General features: G+C 52.3%; 21 protein-coding genes. 1 reads left to right on the top strand and 20 read right to left on the bottom strand.

Features of this window, described 5'->3' with window-relative positions; translation table 11 throughout:
* Window position 1: 1 nt before the first annotated feature.
* Both GT409_RS12455 and GT409_RS12450 read right to left on the bottom strand, forming a co-directional pair.
* Entirely contained in the window at window positions 2–1,279 is a 1,278-nt protein-coding gene (locus GT409_RS12455; protein WP_160629395.1) for an adenylosuccinate synthase, read from the bottom strand.
* A 173-nt stretch (window positions 1,280–1,452) separates the two neighbouring features.
* Window positions 1,453–3,270 (bottom strand): phosphoenolpyruvate carboxykinase (GTP), encoded by a 1,818-nt coding sequence (locus GT409_RS12450; protein WP_160629394.1) that lies wholly within the window; start codon window positions 3,268–3,270, stop codon window positions 1,453–1,455.
* A gap of 170 nt (window positions 3,271–3,440) precedes the next feature.
* Here GT409_RS12450 and GT409_RS12445 point away from each other — a divergent pair, with 170 nt between their 5' ends.
* Entirely contained in the window at window positions 3,441–4,091 is a 651-nt protein-coding gene (locus GT409_RS12445; protein WP_160629393.1) for an MBL fold metallo-hydrolase, read from the top strand.
* Window positions 4,092–4,109: 18 nt separating this feature from the next.
* Here GT409_RS12445 and GT409_RS12440 read toward each other — a convergent pair whose 3' ends face one another.
* The 18 genes from GT409_RS12440 to GT409_RS12355 all read right to left on the bottom strand — a co-directional run bounded on the left by GT409_RS12440 (window position 4,110) and on the right by GT409_RS12355 (window position 24,850).
* Window positions 4,110–4,610 carry a universal stress protein gene (locus GT409_RS12440; RefSeq protein WP_160629392.1) on the bottom strand — a complete coding sequence of 167 codons (501 nt, stop codon included), beginning with the start codon at window positions 4,608–4,610 and terminating at the stop codon, window positions 4,110–4,112.
* 90 nt (window positions 4,611–4,700) lie between these two features.
* On the bottom strand, window positions 4,701–5,399 hold the full coding sequence (locus GT409_RS12435; protein ID WP_160629391.1) for a PHP domain-containing protein: 699 nt from the start codon (window positions 5,397–5,399) through the stop codon (window positions 4,701–4,703).
* Window positions 5,400–5,510: 111 nt separating this feature from the next.
* A complete protein-coding gene (locus tag GT409_RS12430) occupies window positions 5,511–5,840 on the bottom strand; it encodes a DRTGG domain-containing protein (protein WP_160629390.1) in 330 nt (109 codons plus the stop codon).
* Window positions 5,837–6,763 carry a CBS domain-containing protein gene (locus GT409_RS12425; protein ID WP_160629389.1) on the bottom strand — a complete coding sequence of 309 codons (927 nt, stop codon included), beginning with the start codon at window positions 6,761–6,763 and terminating at the stop codon, window positions 5,837–5,839. Before GT409_RS12425 ends, GT409_RS12430 begins: the two co-directional genes overlap by 4 nt.
* Complete coding sequence (locus tag GT409_RS12420; RefSeq protein ID WP_160629388.1) at window positions 6,760–7,101, bottom strand: hypothetical protein; 342 nt, start codon at window positions 7,099–7,101, stop codon at window positions 6,760–6,762. Before GT409_RS12420 ends, GT409_RS12425 begins: the two co-directional genes overlap by 4 nt.
* 47 nt (window positions 7,102–7,148) lie before the next feature.
* On the bottom strand, window positions 7,149–7,946 hold the full coding sequence (locus GT409_RS12415; protein WP_160629387.1) for a prepilin peptidase: 798 nt from the start codon (window positions 7,944–7,946) through the stop codon (window positions 7,149–7,151).
* A gap of 78 nt (window positions 7,947–8,024) precedes the next feature.
* The gene (aroE, locus tag GT409_RS12410) at window positions 8,025–8,876 is read right to left on the bottom strand and encodes a shikimate dehydrogenase (RefSeq protein WP_160629386.1); all 852 of its coding nucleotides are present in this window, start codon (window positions 8,874–8,876) and stop codon (window positions 8,025–8,027) included.
* Window positions 8,873–10,555 carry a 2-isopropylmalate synthase gene (locus GT409_RS12405; protein WP_160629385.1) on the bottom strand — a complete coding sequence of 561 codons (1,683 nt, stop codon included), beginning with the start codon at window positions 10,553–10,555 and terminating at the stop codon, window positions 8,873–8,875. The genes aroE and GT409_RS12405 overlap by 4 nt, the downstream gene beginning before the upstream one ends.
* A 214-nt stretch (window positions 10,556–10,769) precedes the next feature.
* Window positions 10,770–11,546 (bottom strand): exosortase-associated EpsI family protein, encoded by a 777-nt coding sequence (locus GT409_RS12400; RefSeq protein WP_160629384.1) that lies wholly within the window; start codon window positions 11,544–11,546, stop codon window positions 10,770–10,772.
* Window positions 11,528–12,490, bottom strand: coding sequence for an exosortase/archaeosortase family protein (locus GT409_RS12395; protein WP_160629383.1), 963 nt, complete (start codon window positions 12,488–12,490; stop codon window positions 11,528–11,530). Before GT409_RS12395 ends, GT409_RS12400 begins: the two co-directional genes overlap by 19 nt.
* Window positions 12,491–12,555: 65 nt before the next feature.
* Window positions 12,556–14,292: a hypothetical protein gene (locus GT409_RS12390; RefSeq protein WP_160629382.1), complete on the bottom strand. Its 1,737-nt coding sequence runs from the start codon at window positions 14,290–14,292 to the stop codon at window positions 12,556–12,558.
* Window positions 14,289–15,263 (bottom strand): NAD-dependent epimerase/dehydratase family protein, encoded by a 975-nt coding sequence (locus tag GT409_RS12385; protein WP_160629381.1) that lies wholly within the window; start codon window positions 15,261–15,263, stop codon window positions 14,289–14,291. The genes GT409_RS12390 and GT409_RS12385 overlap by 4 nt, the downstream gene beginning before the upstream one ends.
* Entirely contained in the window at window positions 15,260–16,423 is a 1,164-nt protein-coding gene (locus GT409_RS12380) for a glycosyltransferase family 4 protein (protein ID WP_160629380.1), read from the bottom strand. The genes GT409_RS12385 and GT409_RS12380 overlap by 4 nt, the downstream gene beginning before the upstream one ends.
* Window positions 16,408–17,337 carry a glycosyltransferase family protein gene (locus GT409_RS12375; protein ID WP_160629379.1) on the bottom strand — a complete coding sequence of 310 codons (930 nt, stop codon included), beginning with the start codon at window positions 17,335–17,337 and terminating at the stop codon, window positions 16,408–16,410. The genes GT409_RS12380 and GT409_RS12375 overlap by 16 nt, the downstream gene beginning before the upstream one ends.
* On the bottom strand, window positions 17,334–19,328 hold the full coding sequence (locus GT409_RS12370) for an O-antigen ligase family protein (protein ID WP_160629378.1): 1,995 nt from the start codon (window positions 19,326–19,328) through the stop codon (window positions 17,334–17,336). The genes GT409_RS12375 and GT409_RS12370 overlap by 4 nt, the downstream gene beginning before the upstream one ends.
* A gap of 55 nt (window positions 19,329–19,383) precedes the next feature.
* Window positions 19,384–20,820: an exopolysaccharide biosynthesis polyprenyl glycosylphosphotransferase gene (locus tag GT409_RS12365; RefSeq protein WP_160629377.1), complete on the bottom strand. Its 1,437-nt coding sequence runs from the start codon at window positions 20,818–20,820 to the stop codon at window positions 19,384–19,386.
* A 102-nt stretch (window positions 20,821–20,922) separates the two neighbouring features.
* A complete protein-coding gene (locus GT409_RS12360) occupies window positions 20,923–23,568 on the bottom strand; it encodes a WecB/TagA/CpsF family glycosyltransferase (RefSeq protein ID WP_160629376.1) in 2,646 nt (881 codons plus the stop codon).
* A gap of 112 nt (window positions 23,569–23,680) precedes the next feature.
* Entirely contained in the window at window positions 23,681–24,850 is a 1,170-nt protein-coding gene (locus GT409_RS12355) for a hypothetical protein (RefSeq protein ID WP_160629375.1), read from the bottom strand.
* Window positions 24,851–24,891: the final 41 nt, after the last annotated feature.

Raw genomic sequence — 24,891 nt, 5'->3', positions numbered from 1 at the left:
ATTAGCCAAGAACAATTGTGCTGGCGCGTTTCGGGCCAACCGACAGAATTGAAACAGGAACACCGGTCAGCCCTTCGATCCATTTGATATATTTTTTTGCCTGTTCCGGCAGCTCATCAATCGACGTGCAGCCGGTGGTCGGGCAGTTCCAGCCTTCAAATTCTTCATAGATCGGCTTGCAGCGGGCCAACTTGCTGATGCTGGCAGGGACGGTTTCGACCCGTTCGCCGTCGCAGTCATAGGCCACACAAACCTTGATGGTTTCAAACCCATCGAGCACGTCGAGTTTCATCAGCGCCCAGCGGTCGACCCCCCCGATCATGGCAGAGTAGCGAGCAACGACTGCATCGAACCATCCGCAACGACGCGGGCGCCCGGTTGTGGCACCGAACTCATTACCAACCTTTGCGAGCTGCATACCGTCATCGTCGAACAGTTCCGTCGGGAACGGACCTTCTCCCACACGGGTCGTGTAGGCTTTCACGATGCCGATCACATCCGTGATGGAATGCGGCGGTACTCCGGCTCCGGCGGAAACTCCGCCCGCTCCGGTGCTGGACGAGGTGACAAAGGGATATGTTCCGAAATCGATATCAAGCATGACACCCTGCGCACCTTCAAACAGAACATTCTGTTTTTCGTCGCGAATGGCTTCGTTGAGCATCGGAACGGTATCGCAGATAAACGGCTTGAGATATTCAAAGGCAGGCATGTACTGCGCGACCAGTGCATCGGCGTCGAGAGCCGGAGCCCCGAGGACAGCAAGCATGCTGTTTTTAACATCAATACGCTCTCGCAGCATTGCTTCAAAATCATTCTCAAGCACATCCCCCATACGAAGACCGTTGCGGTCCGCTTTATCGGAATAGCACGGGCCGATTCCGCGTTTGGTGGTGCCGATCTTTTTGCCCGTTTCAAGCTTGGCTTCTTTGGCGCCGTCGAGCTCTTTGTGGTACTGAATCACGAGGTGTGCGCGGTCACTGATGAACAGACGGCCATCGATGGAAATTCCGCGTTTCTCAAGGTCCTGCAGTTCTTCAGCCAAACCAAGCGGGTCCACGACCAAACCGTTACCAATCACACATTTTGCTGTCGGACGAAGAATTCCGGACGGAGTAAGGTGCAGCACATATTTCTGATCACCCACTTCCACGGTGTGACCGGCATTGTTGCCGCCCTGATAACGCACCACCCAGTCTGCGTTTTCGGTGAGCACATCGATTACTTTACCTTTGCCTTCGTCGCCCCACTGCGACCCGATCAAAACTGAATTAGCCATTTTCTATAAAATCCTTATTCTGCGCGGTTTCTTAAAAGCAAAGAGAGTAGACTACCCCGCCCCAAGGGTCAATTTCCAAACCTTGGAAGAAACCGTTCCAATGATTGCAAAGAAACACAAAAAAAGCGCTCCGGCGAACCGGAGCGCTTTCGTATTTTCCAAGGTTTGGAAAATTAGGCGTTCAGACGAGCTTCGAGTTTCTCGAGCTGCTCGCTGATTTTAGCCGGGAGCTTGTCGCCGAATTTGGCGAGGTACTCTTTGGCGTTTTCAACAGTTTTCAGGAACTCAGCGTTGTCAACGGTCATGAGTTTTTCCCAGGCTTCGTCGGACAGGTCGAGACCTTCAAAACAGAAGTCCTCTTTCTTCGGCATCAGACCAATCGGAGTTTCAACTGCGTCGACTTTGCCTTCAACACGGTCGCACATCCATTTCAGAACGCGGCTGTTATCGCCAAACCCAGGCCAAACAAAGCCGCTTTCATCTTTCTGGAACCAGTTGACGTAGAAGCACTTCGGAGCTTTGTCGCCGAGTTTTTCGCCCATGTCGAACCAGTGCTGCATGTAGTCACCAGCGTGGTATCCGATGAACGGAGTCATGGCGAACGGGTCGAAGCGCAGGCTTACGTTACCGAGGTCAAGCGCAGCAGCGGTCGGCTCGGAGGATGCGGTTGCACCCATGTAGACGCCCTGTTCGAAGTCGAAAGCTTCGTGTACGAGCGGCATCACAGACGTCCGTTTTCCACCGAATACGAAGATATCGATCGGAACACCGGCCGGGTTTTCCCAATCCGGGCAGATAACCGGACAGTGGTCAGCACGAGCGGTGAAGCGGCTGTTCGGGTGAGCACCTTTGATTTTGTTACCGTCGGCGTCAACATCACCCTGTTTCCAAGGATTGTTTTTCCAGTCGGTTCCGCCGCCGTTCGGGCAGTCGTAACCCATGTCTTCCCACCAAACGTCTTTGTCTTCAGTCACAACAACGTTGGTGAAGATCGCATCGCTTGCGCAGCTTGCGAGAGCCATCGGATTGGAGTACTCAGCAGTACCCGGAGCAACACCGAAGAATCCGGCCTCCGGGTTGATGGCGTAGAGACGTCCGTCTTCGCCCGGCTTCATCCATGCAATATCGTCACCGATGGTTTCAACTTTCCAGCCCGGAACGGTGGACTGGAGCATGGCCAGGTTGGTTTTTCCGCAGGCAGACGGGAACGCAGCAGCAATGTGGTACTGTTTGCCTTCCGGGCTGGTAAAGCGGAGGATGAGCATGTGCTCAGCCATCCAGCCTTCGCGGCCGGCCATTGCGGAAGCGATACGCAGCGCCAGACATTTTTTGCCGAGCAGAGCGTTTCCGCCGTAACCGGAACCGTAGGACCAGATGAGGTTTTCTTCCGGGAAGTGAGCGATGTATTTCTTTTCGATCGGAGCGCAGGGCCAACGGCTGTCTTCCTGACCTTCTTCGAGCGGCGAACCGACGGAGTGCAGGCAGGGAATGAAATCGTCGTTCTTTTCGATCAGACGAAGGACTTCGGTGGAAACGCGGGCCATGATGTGCATGTTAACCACAACGTACGGAGAGTCGGTGATTTCGATTGCGTTTTTAGCAATGTCGGAACCGATTGGACCCATGGAGAACGGGATCACGTACATGGTGCGGCCTTTCATACAGCCGGAGTACAGTTCCGTCATGGTTTTTTTCAGCTCAACCGGATCAATCCAGTTGTTGGTCGGTCCGGCATCTTCTTCCTTAACAGAAGCGATGTAGGTACGACCTTCAACGCGAGCCACGTCGGACGGGTCGGAGTTGAATGCGTAGCTGTTCGGGCGTTTTTCTTCGTTCAGCTTGATTGCCATTCCGGTGCTGACCATCAGGTCCATCAGGCGATCGTACTCTTCAGTCGATCCATCACACCAAACCACCTGGTCCGGGGTGCACATTTTTTCGATTTCAGCTACCCAATCAAGTAGCTTCTGATTTGTTGTCGGTGCGCTCATTTGCGTCCTCCTGGTTAAGGGTTTCTATGAAATCCGGTTAAAATTCCGCATAACCTGAAGAAATCGGACGTCTATGTCAAACACGGAACTGTTAAATTTATGAGTGCCTGGCTGACATTTTTATCATTCGGCCTTTTCGCTACCGCCTATCTTGCCTATTCTCTGCGGCCATGAATCTCGAATTAATCACTGTAGGCTCATACGAAGTCAATTGTGCTGTTGTATGGGGAAAAGCACGCAAAGCCCTGATCCTCGACCCGGGGAAAGACGCAAAAGAAATAGAAAACTTTCTCAAAACAAACAACTTACAAACCGCCGCATATCTGCTCACGCACGGCCACGCCGACCACATCAGCGCCCTCGCCGAACTGCATAAAAATCACCCTGCGCCAGTCTACCTGCATCCAGCCGATCAGGAATGGGCCTTTGGCCCCAGCAACCAGATTCTGCCGTACTACCCTGTGCCGCTCCGCCCCGATGCAGAGTTTCCAATCTTTGGAAAAAATGATCTCGAATATTCCAGGGTTTGGAACATTGCAGACCTAAGTTTCCAATGTTTGGAAACTCCCGGCCACACGCCCGGCGGTGTCTGCTACTGGTTTCAGGACGCGGGTGTTTGCTTTACCGGAGACACGCTTTTTAAAGGATCATGCGGGCGCACCGACCTTCCCGGCGGAGACGCGCGTACGTTGACTGAGTCCCTGAAAAAACTGACAGAGACTCTTCCTCCGGAAACTCAAATTGTCGCGGGTCACGGACTGACCTCCACGATTGCCAAGGAACTGGCGACTAATTTCTTTTTACAGAAGTTCAATCGGTAACCGCGGAAAAACCATGGCTCACAGGATCGGCGTCAGGTTCGCTGTCGCCGGGACAATCAGCACGCCGCAGGGGGCTTTCCGCAGCACTCCCTCGGCGACGCTGCCGACCAGCACCTTTCGGAGCAGTCCGTGGCCGTGTGAGCCCATCACAATCAAATCGATTCTCAATTCGTTGGCTTTTTCCAGAATCAACCCTGCCGCATCTCCCTTCAGGAGCATCGCTTGCGCTCTTATTCCCTCCTCCTTCATCCGGGAAGAAATTTTCAACAAGGCGTTATGTTCCCGTTTATACTCTTTGGCGCACAGATTTCGGGCCAGCTCGATATCTCCGGCCGGAGCGGCGGCAAATTCAGAGGCAACATCATAAAACTGTGTTGATGCATATGCGTCCTTTAATGTGTCGGATGTCACGTGGACCATATAGAGCTGTCCATCCAGTTCTTTACCCAGCTCGATCGCCTGCTGCACCACTCGATCGCTCCCTTTGGAAAAATCAACCGCAACCAGTATTTTTTTCATACACGACCTCCCCTTTTTATCTCTTGCGAGATATTTTAGTCCGGATCGAGGAAAGCACAAGGAATCATTCAATGCCTGCCGGAACCCGGCTTATGCCGGAAGCAGTTTATGAAAAGCCGCGCGTAATGCGGGAACGGTGAAGGCTTCGGTTTCCACTTCGGTAAAACGTCGGCCGATCTGGTCCGGATGATGTGCATCAGAAAAGTGGACAATCGGCCATTTTTCTGCGCCGGCCGGCGGATTTGGAGAAACCACTTCGACGGCATCATACGGCAGATCCGGCAGAAAGCCGATCTGAGCGATGGCGCCCAGATATTCGCGGTCGATGTGTGACGGAATACAGAGTGCTCCGGCATCGAGCGCCATGGGCACTAAATCGAAAAATGAAATGTCTGTGGCGGCAAAAAGCAGTTTGTCAGCGAAGTTCAGCACATCGTCGTCTACGGTCACAATCGGCTGCATGCCGAACCGTTCCGGGTCGTTGGGATAATCCATAATAGAATCATAAATCATCCGACCAAACTTAAGTGCCGGGTCGAGCTGATCGAACAGACAGAGGGTGTGAACTTCCTCAGAAGAGGTCGCTTCCAGACCGTACAAACACGGCAATCCTGCTTCGGCGCAGGCGTCATGAAACGCCGGCAGGTTTTCCACGCATCCATGATCGGCCAAGGCGATACAGTCCAGCCCTTTTTCTTTCGCCCCGGCGATAATCGCCCGCGGCGACATTTCCAGGGCAGCGCATGGTGACAGACAGGAATGAATATGGAAATCAATCCGGGCATTCACGACCAATCTCCCGAATTGATGAAAAGACGAAATGCCCAAACCCCGAACCAACCGTTCCGGAATTCGCCATTCAGATTCCTCTGGGTTCCTGGGGATTTCATCATTCAGATTTTATGCACGCAGCGCACGTGACACCTTAACCGTTGCGTCAAACTGATTGTCGGGAGTGTTGAAAACGGCAATGCCTTCGGCGGCGGCGGCATCCAGCACATCATCTGCCGCCGGACGTCCATGACAGAACACAACCGCAGACGCGCCTGAAAGCGATGCAACAGCAATGGTGTTTTTGTGAGCCTGAATGGTAATTAAAACCTGACCTTCTTTAAGGTTTGCCATCACATCGCTCAGAAGATCAGAGGTGTAGCCGCCCACCAAATCGATATCTTCAAACTGATCCTGCAGACAGGTGAATCCGAGAGACTCCAGCTCACTGATTTTCATCGTTGTTCTCCTTGTTTTAGATAAACAATCGCTTTGACCATTGTTCCCATTTCGATCCCCGACTGAATTTCAAATTCATCAGAGACCCGTTTAGCATTGGGCAGTCCCATTCCGGCACCAAAGCCCTGAGAGCGAATCCAGTCATTGGCTGTGGAAAACCCCTCGGTCATCGCAGCATCTACATCGGGAATGCCCGGCCCAAAGTCATTGGCAGTAATGCGCACGCGTTCGTCGTCAACCAGAACCGCAAAGGTACCGCCATGGGAATGCGCCACAACATTGATCTCGAGCTCATAACTGGCAATTGCAGCTCGACGGATCACCTTCGGAGGAATCCCCCGCGCTTTGAGCTGCTTTTTCAATTCAGCGGATGCTCGGCCTGCGTGTTCAAAGTCATAACGGGTCAGACGGTAGATCTGATGGAAAACCGGCTTTGATCCACCCTGCTCAGGATGTCCGCTGTTGTCCTCGAGCTCATCCAGTTGGCGCGACAGCTCCCGAATCAATGCCAGGTTGATATTGCGCGGAGTGATGATGCCGACCAGCTCATTTTTCTGATTGACGACCGGAAAACGGCGAAAGGAATATTTGCTGAAAGCCGACATCGCAAAAGTCAGAGGAACCTCATCACTCAAAGTCTGTACATCCGTGACCATATGCCGGGCAACCCCGTCATCCATATGTCCATTAACAAACGCATTCATGATGTCATTCATGCTGATGATGCCAACCACATGGGCATCGTCGACCACCGGAACACCGCTGATTCCGTTGTTTTTCATGATAGTCTGCACATCACGCATCGTGCACGTACGCGTGACGGCAAAAATTTTTCGAGTCATCACATCCCGCACTTTTAAGCCGTAGGCCAGCTCCTGAATTCGCAGTGCGGATTGATCCAGCGGCAGCGGTACGTCGCTCATGACGTCTCCATCAGTTTTCCGATGCGCAGACAGGCTTCGAACTTTGTCAGTGCGCTGCGGAAAAGAGGCAGGCCCTGCTGACGTGCTGCCGCCTCCAGAGCAGGCGGAGTCTGACGCCGATGCACCAGGATGATTGCCACAGCACCGACCAAAGCTGCCGTCCGAACCACCTGAGGAGATGTCAGTGAAGTCAGCAACAGTTGATCTTCACCTTCACTGACCAGAATGTCGCTAATCAGGTCAGAGGCAAAAACATCATCCACTTCCAGCGTCTCCCATCCATCAGATGCATGCAACTCAGACGCATCCAGCGCTTCAACAACGTTCTTCAAATTCATATCTTGTGTCTCTTAAACTTTCCAGTAACTGCTGATATCCAATGGTTTTAAAATTTCATCATCGCCAGATAGGCATCCCACAGATGATATCCGCCGAGCATCCAGGAAAAAGCGGCCAGCGCCAAATACGGCCCGTACGGGATCTGACTGGACAGTTCTTTTTTGTTCATTGCGATCAATGCCACTCCGATGACGGAACCAGCCAGCGCAGAGAAAAAGAGGATATAGATCACAGCCTGCCAACCGAGCAGCGCACCGAGCCCCCCCATCAGTTTTACGTCGCCAAAGCCCATTGCATCCTTTTTGAAAATAGCCTTTCCGATTACGCCGATCAGCCAGAAGCCGATGAAGCCGGCAGCCATTCCAATGGCTGAGGCAAACAGCCCGCCAACCCAATCGGCGGCTCCGTGCAACTCAGGAACAAACACACTGAAAATCGGGAAAACGATCATTCCTCCGATACTCACCCGGTCCGGAATCCACATCTCGGCAATATCGACAAACGTGGCGAGCAGCAGGCCGAAAACGCACAGGGCGTAAATCGGGGTGATCCAGGTGAAGCCGTAGATCAGGTACAACGTGAGGAAAAACAGTCCGGTGGTCAGCTCGATCACAGGATAGCCGGCGGAAATGGGCTGTTTGCAGGCCCGGCATTTGCCGCCCAGCATCAGCCATCCGAACACCGGAATGTTGTCATACCACTTGATCCGGGTTTTGCATTTCGGGCAGGTCGACGGAGGATGAGACAGCGAAATTTCCGCTGGAATCCGATAAATGCAAACGTTAAGAAAACTGCCGAAGCAAAGCCCCAAAATCAGAGTCACAAACGCAAAGTATATTTCCATAAATATCATGCTGGCAGACTAGCCCATGAATTCATGTGAATAAACAGGTTTTTTCAGGAAGGTGATATCGGAGCCGGCCTAGCGATCTCCGTAAACCGCCAGTTCCAGGGCCGTACGCATTGCCGCGACATCGGGCTGGATACCGGTCCAGATTTTGAACGCCCGGGCTCCCTGATGCAGCAGCATCCCCAAACCGTTTGCAACCTGAGCCCCTTGTTTTCTGGCAACGCCGAGCAAAGTCGTTTCCGGATACATATAGATCAGATCAAAAACACGCTGCCCTTCGCGAAACGCTTCGGGCGGCATCAACGACGGATCATCCTTTTTCATCCCGACCGGTGAAGCCTGAATCACCAGATCGGCTGCACGGCATTTCTCAACTTGCTCCGCTTTTTCCAAACATTGGGAAATGTCAACCGTTGGAGCCTTTTCCGCAATTTCGGCTGCCAGATTAGCAAGACGCTCCGCGTCAACATCAGCCAACGTGACCGTTTTTGCTCCATTCAGCGCGGCCATCAGAGCGACGGCGCGCCCAGCCCCTCCGCAACCAAGCACAAAAACGGAATCGTTCTCAACGGTTTTTCCGAATGCCTCCTCAAGCGCTTTGAGCACGCCGTACCCGTCGGTATTATGACCGACCGGACCGTCATCCGTAAATTCAACCGTATTCACGGCCCCAAGAGTCCTAGCGCTTTCGTCGAGCTTTTCCAACCCTTGGAATGCGACTTCTTTGAGTGGAATTGTGAGGTTGACCCCGGCATAGCCTTCAGAAGGAAACCGGGAAAGGCGTTCCAGCAATGCATCCGGTGCGACATCGAGCTTGTCATATTCATATTGGTCCGCCAAACCAAGCGCTTGAATAGAAGCGTTGTGCATCACCGGCGAAAGTGTGTGGCCGATCGGGTGGCCCAAAACTGCAAGTTTATTCATTTTTGTTGTCCTTCAATACGGTTCAGTCCGGCAATAATGGCACGCACGGCGGCCTGATCAATATTTGAATCCGATCCAACACCAAAAATCACACCGTTATCTTTCAACTTCAACGGCACATATGCCAGAGCCTGCGCATCAGCACCCTTCCCGATCGCCTGTTCATGATAGTCATCCACACCGAACTCAATGCCGGCCAGCTCCCGAACAGCATTTACAAATGCCGAAATGGGGCCGTTTCCATCGGCCACCGACGTTTTGGCTTCTCCATTCACCAGGATTTTCACTTCTCCATGAATAAATGTCGGATCGTTATCATCCGGGCGCGGCCAATAGCCTGCCAGTTCGTACGGTCCTTCCGGCCGTAAAAATTTCTCTTCGAAAATTTTGTACACTTCTTCCGAGCTCAGTTCCCGGGAAACCTCTTCACTGTACCGCTGCACCTCTTCGCGCAATTCCGGTTGCATGGCTTTGGGAATATGGACCCCGTACTCCTGCTCCAGCACCCATGCAATACCGCCTTTTCCAGACTGCGAGTTAATACGAATCAGCCGTTCGAAACTGCGCCCCAGATCGGCCGGGTCGATATGCAGATATGGAACTTTCCAGCGCATTCCAAAGATTTCGGAGGCTTTGTCCAAACGGTGCATCCCTTTGTTGATGGCATCCTGATGTGACCCTGAAAACGCTGTGAAAGCATACTCTCCGGCATACGGCTGGCGGTAATACACCGGCATACCGGTCAAACGCTCGACCGACTCCACAACCTTTTCCATATTAGAAAAATCCAGTCCTGTCTCGATACCGCGCGAAAACAGGTTGCCGACAACGGTAACCAGATCCACGTTGCCAGTCCGCTCTCCGTGCCCGAACAGTGTGCCTTCCACACGGTCCGCGCCGGCCATCAGTGCCAGTTCGGTGGCGGCAACCGCCATTCCCTGATCATTATGAGAATGCAGAGAAATCTGAACACGGTCCCGGTTCGGGAAGCGCGAACAAAACCACTCAATCATATCTGCATAATGATTTGGCGGTCGACGCTCCACCGTCGCCGGCAGATTCAGAATCAGCGGCTTCTCCGGGGTTGCTTTGCCCCAGGCATCATAAACCGCCTTACACAATTCCAGACAGAATTCGGGATCGGTATCCGTGAACTCTTCTGGAGAAAATTCGTAACGGATATCACTTTCCGGCATAGCATCGGCCAATTCACGGATCTGACGGGTGGCCGCCACGGCCGTTTCAATTGTATCCTGCCGATCCATTCCGAATACCTGCTTCATATGCAGGTCAGATGTCGCAATATAAGCATGGACAATCCCCTGCTTAACTCCTTTGAATGCCTCAAAAGTCCGTTCAATCAGATGGGAACGGCACTGCGTCAGCCCCATGATAAAAACGTCTTCCGGAACACGATCCTCCTCGATCAGACCACGAAAGAAATCAAAATCATCCTGACTGGCAGACGGGAATCCGACTTCAATATGTTTAAAACCGATGTCGCACAGCATCTTAAAATACTCACGCTTCTGATCGGGAGTCATCGGATCAGGCAGTGCCTGATTCCCGTCACGCAGATCAACAGAACACCAGACGGGGCTGTCGGTCAGAGTGCGCGACGGCCACTGGCGGTCAGGCATGTCAAACGATTCCGGCACTTTGTATTTCGGTGTTTTCATAACTCATTCCTTACTGTTTTTCTTTTTTAAAACCTACACTCAAAACAAAAAAACCTCTCCGCGCTGCGGAGAGGTTTAGCGAAACTAACTGACTGCTAATTCAACAAACGCAAAACTCCCGCAGGGCTTACCCGGCGAGTAGAAGGAGTTCCAAGCTGTTGAATCTGTTTTTCATAAGTACGAGGCATATAAATAAGCAACTGTTTTGAGTTTGTCAACTTTTGTCGTGGCGGGAATGATCAATCAGCAGGTACGGATAGAGCTTCTCAACAAAATCTTTCATGTCCTGTTTGTAGTCCTGAGAGTTTTCATCAGCCCGTTGTCCAGACACAGCAATATACGCCCAACGATGAGCAACACTGTGCACGACTCGGTCCCAAGCCAGCCAGAACATGCGTTCATAATGGCTGGGCGTCTCGCGGCTTTGCCCAACAAACCAATAGGCGTAATATCCGTAATAGGTTTGCATTTCACCGTTTGCATTACGATACCGGCGTTCCGTTTTTAACACATCCACCTTCAAAGGCTCTCGACCCGCCAACGGGATCTCCATCCGTTCCGTCCCCACAATCGTGTTGCCCTGCCCGACCAGACAACGTTGAGGGCGATGGATACTGTTTCTCTCCTTCCCGGAAAGAACAATTGAAACGAAAACATTTCCATCTGTATTGTTAGTATAAATCGATTTAACAAACTCCGTATCGTGAGGCAGAGCCTCATACTCTGCATAACTCATCGTAAAGAGTTTTTTTCCTGTCTCCGGATCAATATCCGGCAACTCCAGCTCACTGACACGATATTGCTTTGGATTATCCCGGTCGTGAGAATAGCGCAGCTCATCGCCGCTCCAGTCATCAATCTGAGAAGGCAGTTCCATACGAACCCCCGGTGTATCACTCAAAGTAACATCCACCGTAAACGCGAGAGCCAGAGCGGTCAGAACCAGCAGGCCGATCAATGTCAAATGCGGAGTTAGCGAACGAATTTCCATTTTTTTAACATCTCCTTGAAACCCATGTTCAGCAATCCACCGAAAATAACCATTGCGGTAATTGCGGCAGCAAACAGGATATAGCCGGAATAATCATGATAGAGCCCAAGAGCCGGTTTGGGCCCTAAAGCTTCTGAAACAAAAGCGATCGTTACGATTCGGGCAATATTCCCGATCACCGCCAACGGAATAGACGAAAGAAACAGGATCCATTTTTTAATAAACGTTTTCTGGGTGAAATAGGCGTAAACGGCTGTCAATGCCGTCATCGCCAAAAGAGATCGTAAGCCGGAACAAGGGTCGGCGACATCCATTCCGGTCGGCATCGACGGAATCAGGATCGCTGTTCCCGATCGAACAGCTTCAATTCCAAAGCCATTCAGCATACCCACGGCGATTTTTGTGGAAAAAATGCGCAATGGAAATGCGATCACATCCAGAAAGTTCAGCGGAATACAAAAAATAAGATACGAACAGGGGAAAATAAGATTTTTTGCAATGCGCCATCCAAATAAATAAAAAGGAATCCCCCATGTCAGTAACACCAGACTCATCAAAGAGAGTCGCGTCTGCTGCATTTTTGCGCCCAGCCAATGCATAAACAATGCGCCGATCACAACAACCAACCCCCGCCAATCGACCCAGGTTTCAACCGAAAAAATCTCTTTTCGGCGGTACCAGAGAACAGCAAGGCTCACAAACGGAATAAAATAACCGTGAGAATAGTCTGCTCCAAAAGAAATTGTGTCGCCCCACCGGGCAACCATCCATGTGAACGCCGAACGGCTGTTGACATTTTCAACCGTGTTTCCAAGCATATGGAACAGCATAAACAGCAGGCCAATCATCACAGAAACAAGACCAATCCGAATTAATTCCTGTGATTCCAGCGCCCCCAGCCGCCAACGCTCACTCCAGACTTTAATATTTGTTTGGTTCTGCATATTCAGTTTCCGTTCCTAACAGCCTGTAATGGTACACTAACGGTTCAAAAATCAACAGTATTTTATTAATCAGTCCCCTTGAAGGCCTGAAGAGACATCCACGAAGGTAAAACCGCTTGAGCAAAAAAGATATCAGTCCGCACAGCAGCAGGATATTTTCCCGACCAATACAATCCCGAAAGAGAGTCATACCGGGCACCGGTAAAATCCTTTTTAGAAAAGAAAATAAAATTTCGATCACCCGGACGTACCTGATCAGCAGGATAAACAAGGTACTCATTTCCGTTAAAACACCGGCTCAGCAGCTTCGTCTGTGCGCCCCATTCTCGACGGCCCGTTCCTACCCGCAGAATTCCGATGCCGTCTGACTCTGGTGACACAAATTCCACAGGCATATCTAAAATCCGGTTCAATGCACCGACAGGATTCTTTGGATCGTCACGCATCAGGCTGCGGCTATCGACATAGAACCCGATCGCAGGCAGCTCTTCAAACGAAGCCCGCACCGCGATCTGCCCCCGCAGTGACGCGCTGAGCAGCAGATAGCCCGACATTGGCGTATACAGCACCGGAACCGTCCCGTTTTCCAAGGGTTGGAACACAGTCTGCCGCGCTGCAGTCCACACTCGCTGATTATGGTCAATCGACTCAACGTCCGCGTGATGCAAACGCCAGAGAAACGACCCATAGGCACCCATGGGATAAAACCCGTCTCCACTTGGGAAACATGTCGGCGACGTTACCGTGAGTTGCGGCTGGTTCAGCTGCGGCAGACGAACCCCAACCAACAACGGCAGAACCGCTGCTAATGCGAAGATTGCCACCCATCGCCGATTAAGTTGCGGCAGGCGACCGGTCACTGACAGCAATAAAACAGCTTCGCACCCACGCCAGAAATAGCGTGGCGCATGCAGTTGCGGCAGAAAAAACAGCACCGGAATCAGCAAGGCCAAGAGCCCCGCTGAACCATAAAGAACAGGCCAAACAGCCCGGTTTTTAACAACCAGCCTTCCCAGACCAACCAACTGTACGCCCCAGAGCATTCCGGCGGCACCGAAGCCGAACACCGTATAGCCGGCAACCATCTTCCAATTGAAAAACGGATCGAGCGCCATACCCGCGCCCCCAGCGAATATCGGGCCGAGAATAAGAGCGCCGATTCCGGCAACCGTCAGTTTCCACAGGTTGGAAAACGGCAAAGAAGTCCGGGCGTCTGTTTTCCAAAGGTTGGAAAACCACTCCCTGAAATTTCCAGACTCAGGAATCGGCGTGCCCAGCCAAAGCAGCAACGGAAGCAGAAGAATCACATCCGAACGTGAACCGACCGCAAGAAAATAAAACAGCGCAGCAAGCCAGCTGCTCAATCGATCCGTTCGAAAAACGAAAGCCCCGCAAAGCAGCAAAAAAGCTGATGACAGCACAGAACTGTTTACATAAGACGTATTAAACAAAACAGCAGGCGATGCCAGCACACAAAGAAGAACCGCAGGAGAAAGGCGCTCCCGACTGCGGGCGATAAAGACCGCGAGCGAGGTCCAGAAGATTAGCGCCAGTCCGATGTTGGCCGCCGTGACCGGATCAGCTCCGGGAACGGCCTTCAGGATGGCTCCGGCCACGCCGTACAGGACATAGGTTTTATCGAACTGGTAATAGGCGCTCCACGGCTGAATCTGCCCGCGGGCAAGGTCCACCGCACCGGCAAGGATGGCGGCCTGATCGTTTTTACGCATCAGGCCGTCCGCGCACCAGAGCGAGGCTGCGGCAAAAACGATCAACAACGTAAAATTAATCCGGCGGTTCATGCGTCGTAATAGTTCAGTGCCCGCGCAATACCGTCGCGAAAACTGAGAGTGTGCGTGAAACCGAGTTCGCGCTGACGGGCCGTGTCGCCGCCACGGGCGAAAACACCTTCAGGTTTATTGGAGGTTCCTTTCACCGCCGGAGAAAATCCGCAGAGTTCCGCGGCGATCCGGGCGAATTCGATGAAGGAGGTATACAGCCCGGTAGAAAGGTTGAGAGCCGAAGCGTCGTCGATCTGATCCATCGTGGTCAGAATCCCCTCGACACAGTCATCGATGTGAATGAAGTCGCGCATCTGACGTCCGCTGCCCCAGACGGTAATTTCCTCGGCACCGCGATTCGCCAGCACCCGCTTACAAACGCCGGGGAACGGATAGGAATCATCCTGATCTTCACCGTAACCGGAAAACGGTCGGTAACAAACGGCTTTCAAAGCGTGCTTTTCAACCGCGAGGCGGGCCAGATATTCGTTCGTGAGCTTCGCCCAGCCGTAGGTCATATCCGGCATACCGATCCGATCTTCGAAGGTGATCATCTCCTCCCGGAGCAGTTCATAGTGATCGGGACGCTGCAGCTCAATCGGATAAGCCGCACTGGAGCTGAAGACAATGTTTTTCACCGGGCGGGTTTTCACCGCCCACTGCCAGTACTGCGCGTCAATGGAGAGATCATCCGCCACGGCCAACGGATTGTTTTCGATCATTTCGCGTCCGCCAACCATGGCGGCAAGGTGAAAAGCATAGTCGAAATCCGTATCCTCATGCCCGCCGAACCAATCGCGACAATCCTGCGGATAAAAGTGGAAACCTCCATGTTCCAAAGGTTGGAAAAGCGGCCACTCCTCCGGACGGATCCCTCCGCTAAGCGGCACGATCGGGTCAACGCAATGAATCTCATGCCCTTCCTGCAGGAGCCGTGCAATCAGATGTCGACCGACAAAACCGCAGCCGCCGGTTACCAGTGTTTTTTTCATTCCATCACCTTTCGATATACATTCAGCGTTTTTTCCGCGGCAGCCTGCCAGCTGAAACGTCGAAGATTTTCAAATCCGTTTTCAATCTGCCTCTTCCGCAGTGCCTCGTCCGAGATCAGTTGGTGCAAAGTTTCCGCCGTCGCGACCGAATCTTCCCGCGGCACATAAAGCGCTCCGGTCCCGCCGACTTCGCGCAAGACCGAAAGATTCGAACAAAGCACCGGGATCCCGAAGCACTGCGCTTCCAGCACAGGCAGACCAAACCCTTCGCAGCTGGATAGCAAAACAGTCAGATGGATGTCCTTGTAAATTGTGTCCGGTCCGTCTTCAGGACGATAAGGAAGCAGCCGGATCTGCCCGGCCCAGCGGCTCGCCTGCACCTGCTGTTGAATCCGCTCAAAATAATCGCAGTCGTTCTGAAAGCCGCGCAAAGTCAGCAAAACGTTTCCAACCCATTCGGGATGTTTTTCCATCAGAATTTCGAAAGCGGCGATCAGCAGGTGCTGACCTTTGTGCTCCATAAATTTGGCCGCGCACAGGATATTGAACGGACCGACAGGTTCCGGACGGGCGGGCGGAACGGGCGGATGCCCGTGGGGAATCACATGCAACCGGCCGGCGGCGGCCGGATAGCGGCGGGCAGCTTCGCAGCGAACGGCATCGGATACGGTGATGATGGCCCGGCTCGAGCGGAAACAGATGCGGGTGATCAGCGAAAAATAAAGATTTTCGAGTCGTTCATACACCCGAATGGCCGCCGGCGGCCGCTGCTCCATCAGGAATTCATAATAGAAATCGTGTACGGTGGTGACCCGGCGCGCCGGGCACAACAGTGGGGTTTCTGTGGCAGGCCGATGAAGGACGGAAATCCGTTTCAGCAGACAAAGTACCGGAAGCAGGAGATGAACCCACAGGATGCGCGTCAGGATGTTTTTCCCAAGATCGGGAATACAGAACAGGCAAATATTTCGAAGACTGGAAAAAGCAGATAACTGCCTGCGGTTCACAAAGCAGATAATTTCCAGGCTCTGGACATCCTGCCGGTCAAGATGCAGAACCAGCTCACGGACATAGGTCCAAATGCCGCTGCCGGTTCCGCCGCTGCCGGGGCGGATCATGGCGAGATCGAGAGCAATTCGTCTGGTTACTTTTTCGGCCATTGGAACGGAGCGTGTTCGATGTGAAAGGCGGTTCGTGAGTCCGGATTTTCCGTGGTATATACCGCATAATCCAGAGAGGGACGGCGATAAGCCCCTTGGCGTATTTTTTCGAACCGGCGGCATAGATTAAGGAAAAGACGCGTTCGGGCAGGCACTGGATGAAGGCCGCGAAGACGATCCGTTTCCACCTGCGCGCCTGCTTGCCGACTGAGGTTGTTGCCGGTAAAGCTGAACGCCGCCAACGGCTGTTTGATGCATGAGGTCTGAAGGCCGTCGGACAGCAGGCGCAGCACCCAATCCTCGTCTCCAAGATTGCGGTAAGCGGTATCGAACCGAATGCCACGCTCCCAAACGGAGCGGCGGAAAAAGAGCCCGCCAGAAAGGTTGTAGAGGTGGGCTGCCTTAACCCAGTTTTCCCGGAAAGGAATCGCCTGGCGACGGGCCAGCAGCGTTCCGTCCGGGCGGGTCAGCAGAAGGCTTCCTGCAAGCAGATCCAAAGCGGACGATTCTGTAAAAACATCTTCAACAGCGGTCAGCGCGCCTTCGAGATACTGTTCGTCGCAGTTGAGCCAAGAGAGAATATCGGCGTCGGCCGAACGATCGAAACCTTTGTTGAGCGCATCATACATGCCACTGTCGAGCTCGGAGCTGAAGCTGAAAGAATAGTTTTCAGGAAGAGGACTGTCGGTCTGAGCGCCAAGCCAATCGACGGTTCCGTCGGTAGAACAGGCGTCCTGAACGTGATGGTGCACATGAATCGATGATTCTTGTCCAGCGATCAGAGACCGGGAACCCGACTCCGGTGCTTCTTTCGCCGGCGGGCTGTGCAACATTACCTGATCCCGGACAGAGGCAACGCAGCATTTAAGCCAGCCAAGCTGATTGCGACTGGGCGTGACGACAAACAATTTCATTCTGCGGCAACGTGTTTTTTCAGCCATTTAAGGTTGGCGCGAACTGTCGGGTTGGAACGATCCAGCGAATAAGCGTGTTCAAATACCTCCCGGGCTTCCTCATACAATTCGGCTTTGCGCAGTTCGATGCCCAGTTTGCGCCAGTAGAAATCATTAAATCGTCTATAATTTGCAGCCTGGCGCAAATAATCGATTCCAGCATCACGATTTCCACAAGCAAGTTCCGCTCTGCCCAGACCATATACCACTTCTTCTTTTTTAGTATTGTGCCGATAAGCTCGAGCATAGGCATCCCGTTCTTGTTGAGCCAGAAGAGTCTTTTTTTCAGCATCCAGCTCATAATAGCGATAATGACTGTACACCTGCCCCATCCCTAAATATGCCTGCCAGTTTTGCGGATCAATCCTGACTGCGGCATTATACAGCGTTTCAGCCTGCTTCCGGTTGCCGCTCAGACGCAACAGATCCCCCCGAACACGCAACCCGGCAGAACTCATCACCTGCAAAGACCAAACCAACGCCAGTAGCAGGAAAGCAGAAAACAAAACACAAGTCCACCGAGACAGGCTTCCTGCCCGGCCTTCTTTTCGGGTCGGAGCAGCAGCGCAGCCAGCCAGAACAGAAAGCATGAGAGCATTGGGAAATATGCGTAATTCGAAATCAAATAAGCCATGCACAAACGTTCCGGCTAATGCAGCAAGCATCGCAGCAGCGGGTAAAGCATAAGAACGTCGATCGGAGTCTTTAATCACCCGAACCAGAGAGATACAGAAACAGATTACTGCACCGGCAAAAAGCAATGCCCCAACGATACCATACTCAGCAAGCAGTTCGAGCGGTTCATTGTGCGGATGAACCGTTTCCCGACGGGTCGCCCGCCATCGCATTCGAAACTCTGGAAAACTCTGTCCATAATTCCCCGGCCCATACCCCGTAATCGGATCCTGCGCAATCATAAGACCTGCATCCGCCCAGGTCATCGGTCGAAAATCCAGAGAAGCCACCTCTTCCCAGTTCCCGCCCATCGCTTTATTCAAGACCTGGAAGACTGGCTCCATTCTCTCACGGAACATCGACGAACCGGCCCACAAACCACCAATTCCGCTAACAACCAGCAATGGCGCAGCAACCAGCGCGATTGCAAACGCCTTGCGGCTTTTGCGAAGCATCAACAAAAGAAAAAGCATCCCAACGGAAACGACAGCGCCCAGCAGTCCTGCTCTGGACTGAGTTTGATATATAAGCAGTCCAAATACGGGAATGGCATACCCAAAACAAATTCGCCCAAACCAACCTAACTGCGGAACGAATAGAAAAATAAAACAGAAAGGCATCCACATCTGGAACAGGTGAGCAATGTGGTTAGGACAAATATATGTTCCCCCTAGACGCCCTCCATAATCGGCGTAACGTTCGCTCCCGAATAACATATCAAAATTGATTTTGTGCTGAACCAGGCTGTACAGAGCCACACCCAACAGGGCCAGCAGTAAAGTCACCCACACCACCTTACGCCGCGAGAACCGTGAACAGATATTGGCAACCACCCAATATGTGCCGACGTAACATCCCAAACGAAGGGTACTGATTTTAGCCTCATACGGAATAACCGAAAACGGAATCATGAGTGCACTGTAAGACCAGAAAAGAAAAAGCATGATTCCTCCGGGCGGAATCATCATTCCAGCGGCAGATGGACGAAGAACGAAAGAATGCGGTCGCCCAGCCCCTCTGTCTTCTGTCCTCTGTATCTTATCATCAGAACGCTGCTCTCGACCCTCCGTCTTCCGGCACGGAATCTCCGACGTCCTGCCGCGACCATTCGCCGCTCGCCACCCGGCAGCAACCACCCACATGGCAAGCGCAATATAAACTACAGGAATCAGCAATGACAAAAACATCATTTTGTCTTCCCATACGCCGTAGATAGAAAAACCCGTGATTAAGACGAGGAGAATGAGAATAACCGTAATTTTATCAATCAGCTTCATAGGCGTTTGAGTACAAATGTTAGGATATATACTCGCAATAAAGCGTTGCGCATCGTCAATACGCACCGCTTCCGAAAAGAACAACACGCAACGTACGGGCAAGAATCACAATGTCCAGCCATACCGACCAGTTGGTCACATAATATGTATCCCAGCGATCCATTCCGGTCGTTCCCGAATCACTGCGCCCCGAGACCTGCCACAATCCTGTAATCCCCGGCCGAACCCTCATTCGAAGACGCTGCGTACGCAACTCCAGTTCATTATGATGATAATCCGGTAAAGGCCGCGGACCAACCAGCGCCATCTTACCTATTAACACACACCACAATTGAGGGATTTCATCCAAAGATGTCTTTCTTAAAAACTTACCTACCAAAGTAATGCGAGGATCCTGTTTTAACTTATAGTGTTTTTCCCACTCTTTCTTCAAAACAGGGTCTGTCGAAAGCTTTTCCAACAAAACACTTTCTGCATCCGGAACCATGGTTCTAAGCTTATATGCCTTAAAAAGCCGTCCATTTTTTCCCAAACGGGTTTGAGCATATACAGGAGCGGAAAGATCGTGCAACCACACTAACAACATCAAAAAAAGGCACAAAGGGCCCCAGATTGGCAGGGTTAAAAAAACCAAGATCCATTCAGCAAAGTTTTTACAAAACGAAGACATTGGATCCAGCAGATTGCGCCGAAGCTCCAATCCCAAAATACCCTTCAAATCACAAGGCTTAACCCACAGCGAGGGCGCACATTTCAAATCAGGAATCAAAAGAATCGTCCGATAAATTTCAAGAGGTCCTTCCAGCAATTCGATCAACTTTTCTCTCTCCAAATGAGGCAAAGCAACAACAGCCATAGGAGTACGGCGCGTTGTATTATGCAATCCGCCCAAGACCGGAACGCCTTCTGCAACATCCCCCAAACCGTAGTCGTCACTCAGTACTGCCTGTGGAATAAAACCGAAGGCACGATCGCTCCGCAATGCTTTAGCCACCTCAGGAACACTCTCTCGATCCCCATAAATTGACACGGGAACTCCCCAAAGATTTATGGCTGCGAGAATCTGTTTCATCGCTGATCGACCAACCGGCACGAGAACGGCCGCAATCACATATGCAGACAAAAAAGTAATCCTACTCCCCCCTCGGTCGGTAACTCCCAGGAAAAGAGCAACGGCGACACCTGCAAAAACAGTAACAAGAAGCAACTCTATTCTACGCAGTTCCTCCACCGTCCCAAGGCCCCATCCCGGCACCAGCTGCACAAACCAGGTTCCAATCCACCACACCGGAATCAAAAACAACATGCGTTCCATTTGGATTGGAATCCCATGAAAAAGAAGCAAGAGACTGTCCCCAACAAATATTGCAAGGAAAAGCATGAGACCATCCGTCAAGTGCATCATAGCAGCATCTGCAAGTCGGCGCCGCATAAACGGATGAGCACGATGACCTGCCGGGTCAATTGTTATTCCTTGATTTATTTGATTCATAGTTTAAATGCCAGTACATCAAGTTTTGAAACGATTGCTTGGTATTGATTCGATGAATTAAAATGTCTACCTCATTCTCTCGCAATCAAAATTGCAGACCTTTTAACTGCGGCTTAAAAACTGCCGCCAGGTCAACATGATAAAACGCGGGTTGCCGATGAGATACCGCCGCCAGAGACGCTTGGGCTCCGTACACAGGCGGAAAAACCACTCCAGCCCGCCGCACATCATCCAGCGGGGAGCCTGACGAACATGGCCCGCATGAAAGTTGAAGGCGGCCCCCACCGCCAGAATAGCAGCGCAATTCAGGCGCGGCCGGAACTCCGCCACCCAGTAATCCTGTTTCGGAGTGCCCAGTCCGCACCAGACGATATCCGCACCGGACGCATTAATCATTTCGGCCACCTCATCCTTTTCCGCATCTGTGAGCGGCCGGAACGGCGGAGAATACATGCCCGCGACCTTCAGATCCGGAAACTTTTTGAGCAGGTTGGCCTTCAACTGCTCGAGCACCTCGTCGGTGGCGCCGTAGAAAAAATGCGAGATGCATTTCTTTTCAGTGTTAGGTGTTAGGTGATTGGGTTTTAGGCTTTCACGGGCATGCTCGTCCCGCTTAACACCTAAATCATAACACCGAAAACCGGCCGGATCTGAAGTGACCCGGCACAGTTCAAGCATCAGGTCCGGCCCATAAACCCGCGTTGCATCTTTAAACCCATAGTGATGCGCAAGCCAGACCAGCGGCATGCCGTCCGTCGTCGCCATCCCCGCATTTTTCACAATTTTTGCCATATCCGGCCGGTCGAAGCACTGGACCATGGTATCCGCAGTGCAAATGTTCACATAGTGCCGCTGCCCGGTCCTGACCCAGTTGAGTACCCGATCACGGGCCCCTTCAAGTGACATGGCCGAAAGCGACACCACGCCCGCAGGAAAGCGCGGATAGCCCTCGGCATCGGTCTCCGGCTCAACAATGCGCTCGTGCATCAGCATCGGATACCGCTTTAAATGCAGCACCTGCAGAATCACCTCCCACACGAACCGGGGATTGTCCGGAAGGTATCTCTTCCAGAGCCGCGGCTGCTTGATTGCCCGGTGGAGCCACTGGAACCCGGAATATTTAGCCCAGTCCGGCGCATCTTCCTCCACTCCGGCATTCACATCAAACGCATACCCCACCGGACAGATGATCTTACAGGTCAGCCGGCTGCGTATCCGGTCCATAAAATAGAGCTGCTTCGGCGTCGAGATGCCGATCCAGAAGATATCGGTTCCCGAAGAATTCACCATATCGACCACTTCGGTCTCTTCTTCAGGCGTCAGGTCACGGAATGGCGGGCAGTAGATGCCGGACACCCGAATGGCAGGATGCTTCTGCTCGAGCGCGATCTTCAGCTTCTCGACAATGCCGGGTGCGGCCCCATAAAAGAAGTGGCGCCAGCCCCGGGCCTCGCCATAGGCACAGGCATCGCGGAGCAGATCGGGACCATAAACCCGCTCAATACTCCGGTAACCGAAGAGCTTGCCAAGCCAGACAAGCGGCATGCCGTCCGGCGTATTCAGCACCGATTCATTCAGAATCCGCTGCAGCTTCTGGTTGCGGCGCGCCTCCACAATGCCGGCCACACCGAGGGCCGCGGTCATCGCGGGAAGACGGGCATCCCGCCCGGATGACAGATGCCTGGTCACTGACGACAGCTCGCTGTTTTCTGTCTTCCGCCTTCCGGACATGTCCAACGTCCCGGCTTCATCCTGAGAAGGATTGCTGTAAGAGCTTTCAGCGTTCAGTTCACAGCCAACAGCCCTTTTAAGCTGCATGCTGTCAGCTGTCGGCTTCCAGCTAATAATCTCCTCAAATAATTTCAGGCAGTCTCCCATATTCACGGCATCAACCCCGACCCCAAGCACATTGAACCGCGGGGAGCCTTTCTTCCGGCGTTCCGCAAGAAATACGTAAAAGAGGTGCACCGGCACAAACAGGAGAAGGCCGGCCAGCAGTCCCAGACAGCTGTCGAGCAGACTGAGCCCCGTCACCAATCGCGTCGGAGAGAGCACCTGCAGAAGCTCGACCTGAAGGGCAAAAACCGCACCGGCGAGGAAAAGCGTCGCGCAACGGCATATGTACGCAGCGCTTCCACTTCGCTGAAAAGTATGGGCGTATGGATGTATGGGTGTATGGGTGTTAGACTTCGTTTCTCCACGACTCCAAGACTCCTCTACTCCCCCACTCCCAAACGCATTTCGCCATCGGCGAAATGGCTCAATCGGAAAGAGATACACAACCCCCAGCGCAAACCCGAGCAGGGCAAACAGAATCATTTTTCCATGCCGAAACGGATCGAGATTGCCGAGACCGGTTCCGTAATCGATCAGCTGCTGTTTCAGGCTGTAGTTTTTAAAAATATTGCCGTGATATACTGCATTCCAGGTGGCCTCCATCTGCCGCACCACCTGATCTGCAGCCATCCTCGGGGAGCGGGCAACCGTTTCCTTCGGCGCCAGGGCCCCGATGAGAATCAGCACCGCAATGAAAGTCACAACAAACCCACCGATCTGCTTAAACAGCTCGACACGAATCAGGTGGTCAAAAACGATGACTCCCCAAAAAATGCCAAGCGCCCATGCCCCCCACCAGGGAAGTGTCAGTCCCAAGGTGATCCGGGCCAATAACAGCGCAACCAGCATGCCGCTGAAGAGAACCAGCGGCACTGCATTCAACAGTCCGTTTATTAATCGTTTTGCTCTCATAATCTATTTTATCCAAAGAAACTCGGCGCCACACCAACCGCAGTCGGTCTTCATTAGACAATCCTTTGTATCTCAAGCTTTTCGACAAGGCATGTGCTTAATGCAGGAATGATTATATTCCGCTCTCCACAAGCTTCCGGAACAAAGGTACCCCATACCCATAAACACCAAAAAACATAAATAAAAATGCTAAAACAGGTTCTGCATACCAGCGTAAATGTCCTGCGTGAATTGATGCAAATAACATCACCATGAATACCATTAACAGTTGGATCCAGAAAGCATACCTGAAGAGTGCACAGTTATCACCCTCATCCCCCCACATCCCGAACATAACAGATACGGTCAAACCCACAGCAGGAACCATCCATCTCAGTATCGATCCAAAACTGCCAAACTCCACTTTTTCGGCGAGGTGCAACGGACTAAAACTCGACGGATCATGTATCCAAAACGGCAAGACGAGAAGGCAGAAAGTTGCGCCAGAAATCATATGTATTCGGAATGAGTGTCGCCACGAGTATTTTCGTGACAAGAGCAGAAGCATCATCGGCCCCAGAAACAAAAAATTGGGACGAGAAGCATAAGCAATGCCCGCAAATACTGCGGCAGGCAACCAAAACGTTCCTCGTTCGGGAGAGCCCTTCCACAGAGCCATCATTGCCAATAGAATATAGATGTTATTACTGAAATAATCGCCGCCCTGCACAATGCGATACAAAACGCATGGCGACCCGAGAATTAAAAGAATCAGCAACGCCGATGCGGAAGCGGGACGACCAACCGTCCTCGCAAACAACAAGATCAGCAGCCCGATCCAAAATAAATTCTGAAGAGCACTGTTTTTGAGCAAGTAAAAGGGGGAAGCCATCAGGAACGCCCCGGGGAGCGGAGTCAGCGGGTTTCCCAAAAAGGTACTCTCCCTGTAGGGATTCTTCCCGGCCAACAACGCGGATATGCCCACATCAATCGCATCGTCAGTATCCGACGCCCCGACCTCAACGGCACCAACCCGAATACCCGTCTCATCGATTATGGGGTGGACCACAAAAAAAGTCACAGTCGCCGACAGAGCACAAAGTGTCGCAAGGCCCCGAAGCCCCCACCGAATCGCAATACGGCGCTGTGCCAACCGAAATAATGCAGTCACGGCCCATACACCGACCAACGAAAAAATAAAATAAGCCAGCGCCCACTCTCCGCCCGCCTTCTTAAATACAGCGATTGACGGCAGGGCCAGAGAAAACCACAGCCCGAACAACAAACCGGATCTGTTATTCACAAAAAAATCCCCTGAGACCTGGCCCACGGACTGAACAGGTT

It is taken from the genome of Tichowtungia aerotolerans (genome assembly GCF_009905215.1).
Classification (GTDB): Bacteria; Verrucomicrobiota; Kiritimatiellia; order Kiritimatiellales; family Tichowtungiaceae; genus Tichowtungia; species Tichowtungia aerotolerans.
The sequence above is the reverse complement of the archived record's forward strand: the minus strand, read 5'-3'. Positions and strand labels throughout refer to the sequence as shown.

Coding starts and splice junctions, on each gene's coding strand:
- GT409_RS12455 (WP_160629395.1), bottom strand. CDS start 1,279: ATGGCTAATTCAGTTTTGATCGGGTCGCAGTGGGGCGACGAAGGCAAA.
- GT409_RS12450 (WP_160629394.1), bottom strand. CDS start 3,270: ATGAGCGCACCGACAACAAATCAGAAGCTACTTGATTGGGTAGCTGAA.
- GT409_RS12445 (WP_160629393.1), top strand. CDS start 3,441: ATGAATCTCGAATTAATCACTGTAGGCTCATACGAAGTCAATTGTGCT.
- GT409_RS12440 (WP_160629392.1), bottom strand. CDS start 4,610: ATGAAAAAAATACTGGTTGCGGTTGATTTTTCCAAAGGGAGCGATCGA.
- GT409_RS12430 (WP_160629390.1), bottom strand. CDS start 5,840: ATGAAAATCAGTGAGCTGGAGTCTCTCGGATTCACCTGTCTGCAGGAT.
- GT409_RS12425 (WP_160629389.1), bottom strand. CDS start 6,763: ATGAGCGACGTACCGCTGCCGCTGGATCAATCCGCACTGCGAATTCAG.
- GT409_RS12420 (WP_160629388.1), bottom strand. CDS start 7,101: ATGAATTTGAAGAACGTTGTTGAAGCGCTGGATGCGTCTGAGTTGCAT.
- GT409_RS12415 (WP_160629387.1), bottom strand. CDS start 7,946: ATGGAAATATACTTTGCGTTTGTGACTCTGATTTTGGGGCTTTGCTTC.
- aroE (WP_160629386.1), bottom strand. CDS start 8,876: ATGAATAAACTTGCAGTTTTGGGCCACCCGATCGGCCACACACTTTCG.
- GT409_RS12405 (WP_160629385.1), bottom strand. CDS start 10,555: ATGAAAACACCGAAATACAAAGTGCCGGAATCGTTTGACATGCCTGAC.
- GT409_RS12400 (WP_160629384.1), bottom strand. CDS start 11,546: ATGGAAATTCGTTCGCTAACTCCGCATTTGACATTGATCGGCCTGCTG.
- GT409_RS12395 (WP_160629383.1), bottom strand. CDS start 12,490: ATGCAGAACCAAACAAATATTAAAGTCTGGAGTGAGCGTTGGCGGCTG.
- GT409_RS12390 (WP_160629382.1), bottom strand. CDS start 14,292: ATGAACCGCCGGATTAATTTTACGTTGTTGATCGTTTTTGCCGCAGCC.
- GT409_RS12385 (WP_160629381.1), bottom strand. CDS start 15,263: ATGAAAAAAACACTGGTAACCGGCGGCTGCGGTTTTGTCGGTCGACAT.
- GT409_RS12380 (WP_160629380.1), bottom strand. CDS start 16,423: ATGGCCGAAAAAGTAACCAGACGAATTGCTCTCGATCTCGCCATGATC.
- GT409_RS12375 (WP_160629379.1), bottom strand. CDS start 17,337: ATGAAATTGTTTGTCGTCACGCCCAGTCGCAATCAGCTTGGCTGGCTT.
- GT409_RS12370 (WP_160629378.1), bottom strand. CDS start 19,328: ATGAAGCTGATTGATAAAATTACGGTTATTCTCATTCTCCTCGTCTTA.
- GT409_RS12365 (WP_160629377.1), bottom strand. CDS start 20,820: ATGAATCAAATAAATCAAGGAATAACAATTGACCCGGCAGGTCATCGT.
- GT409_RS12360 (WP_160629376.1), bottom strand. CDS start 23,568: ATGAGAGCAAAACGATTAATAAACGGACTGTTGAATGCAGTGCCGCTG.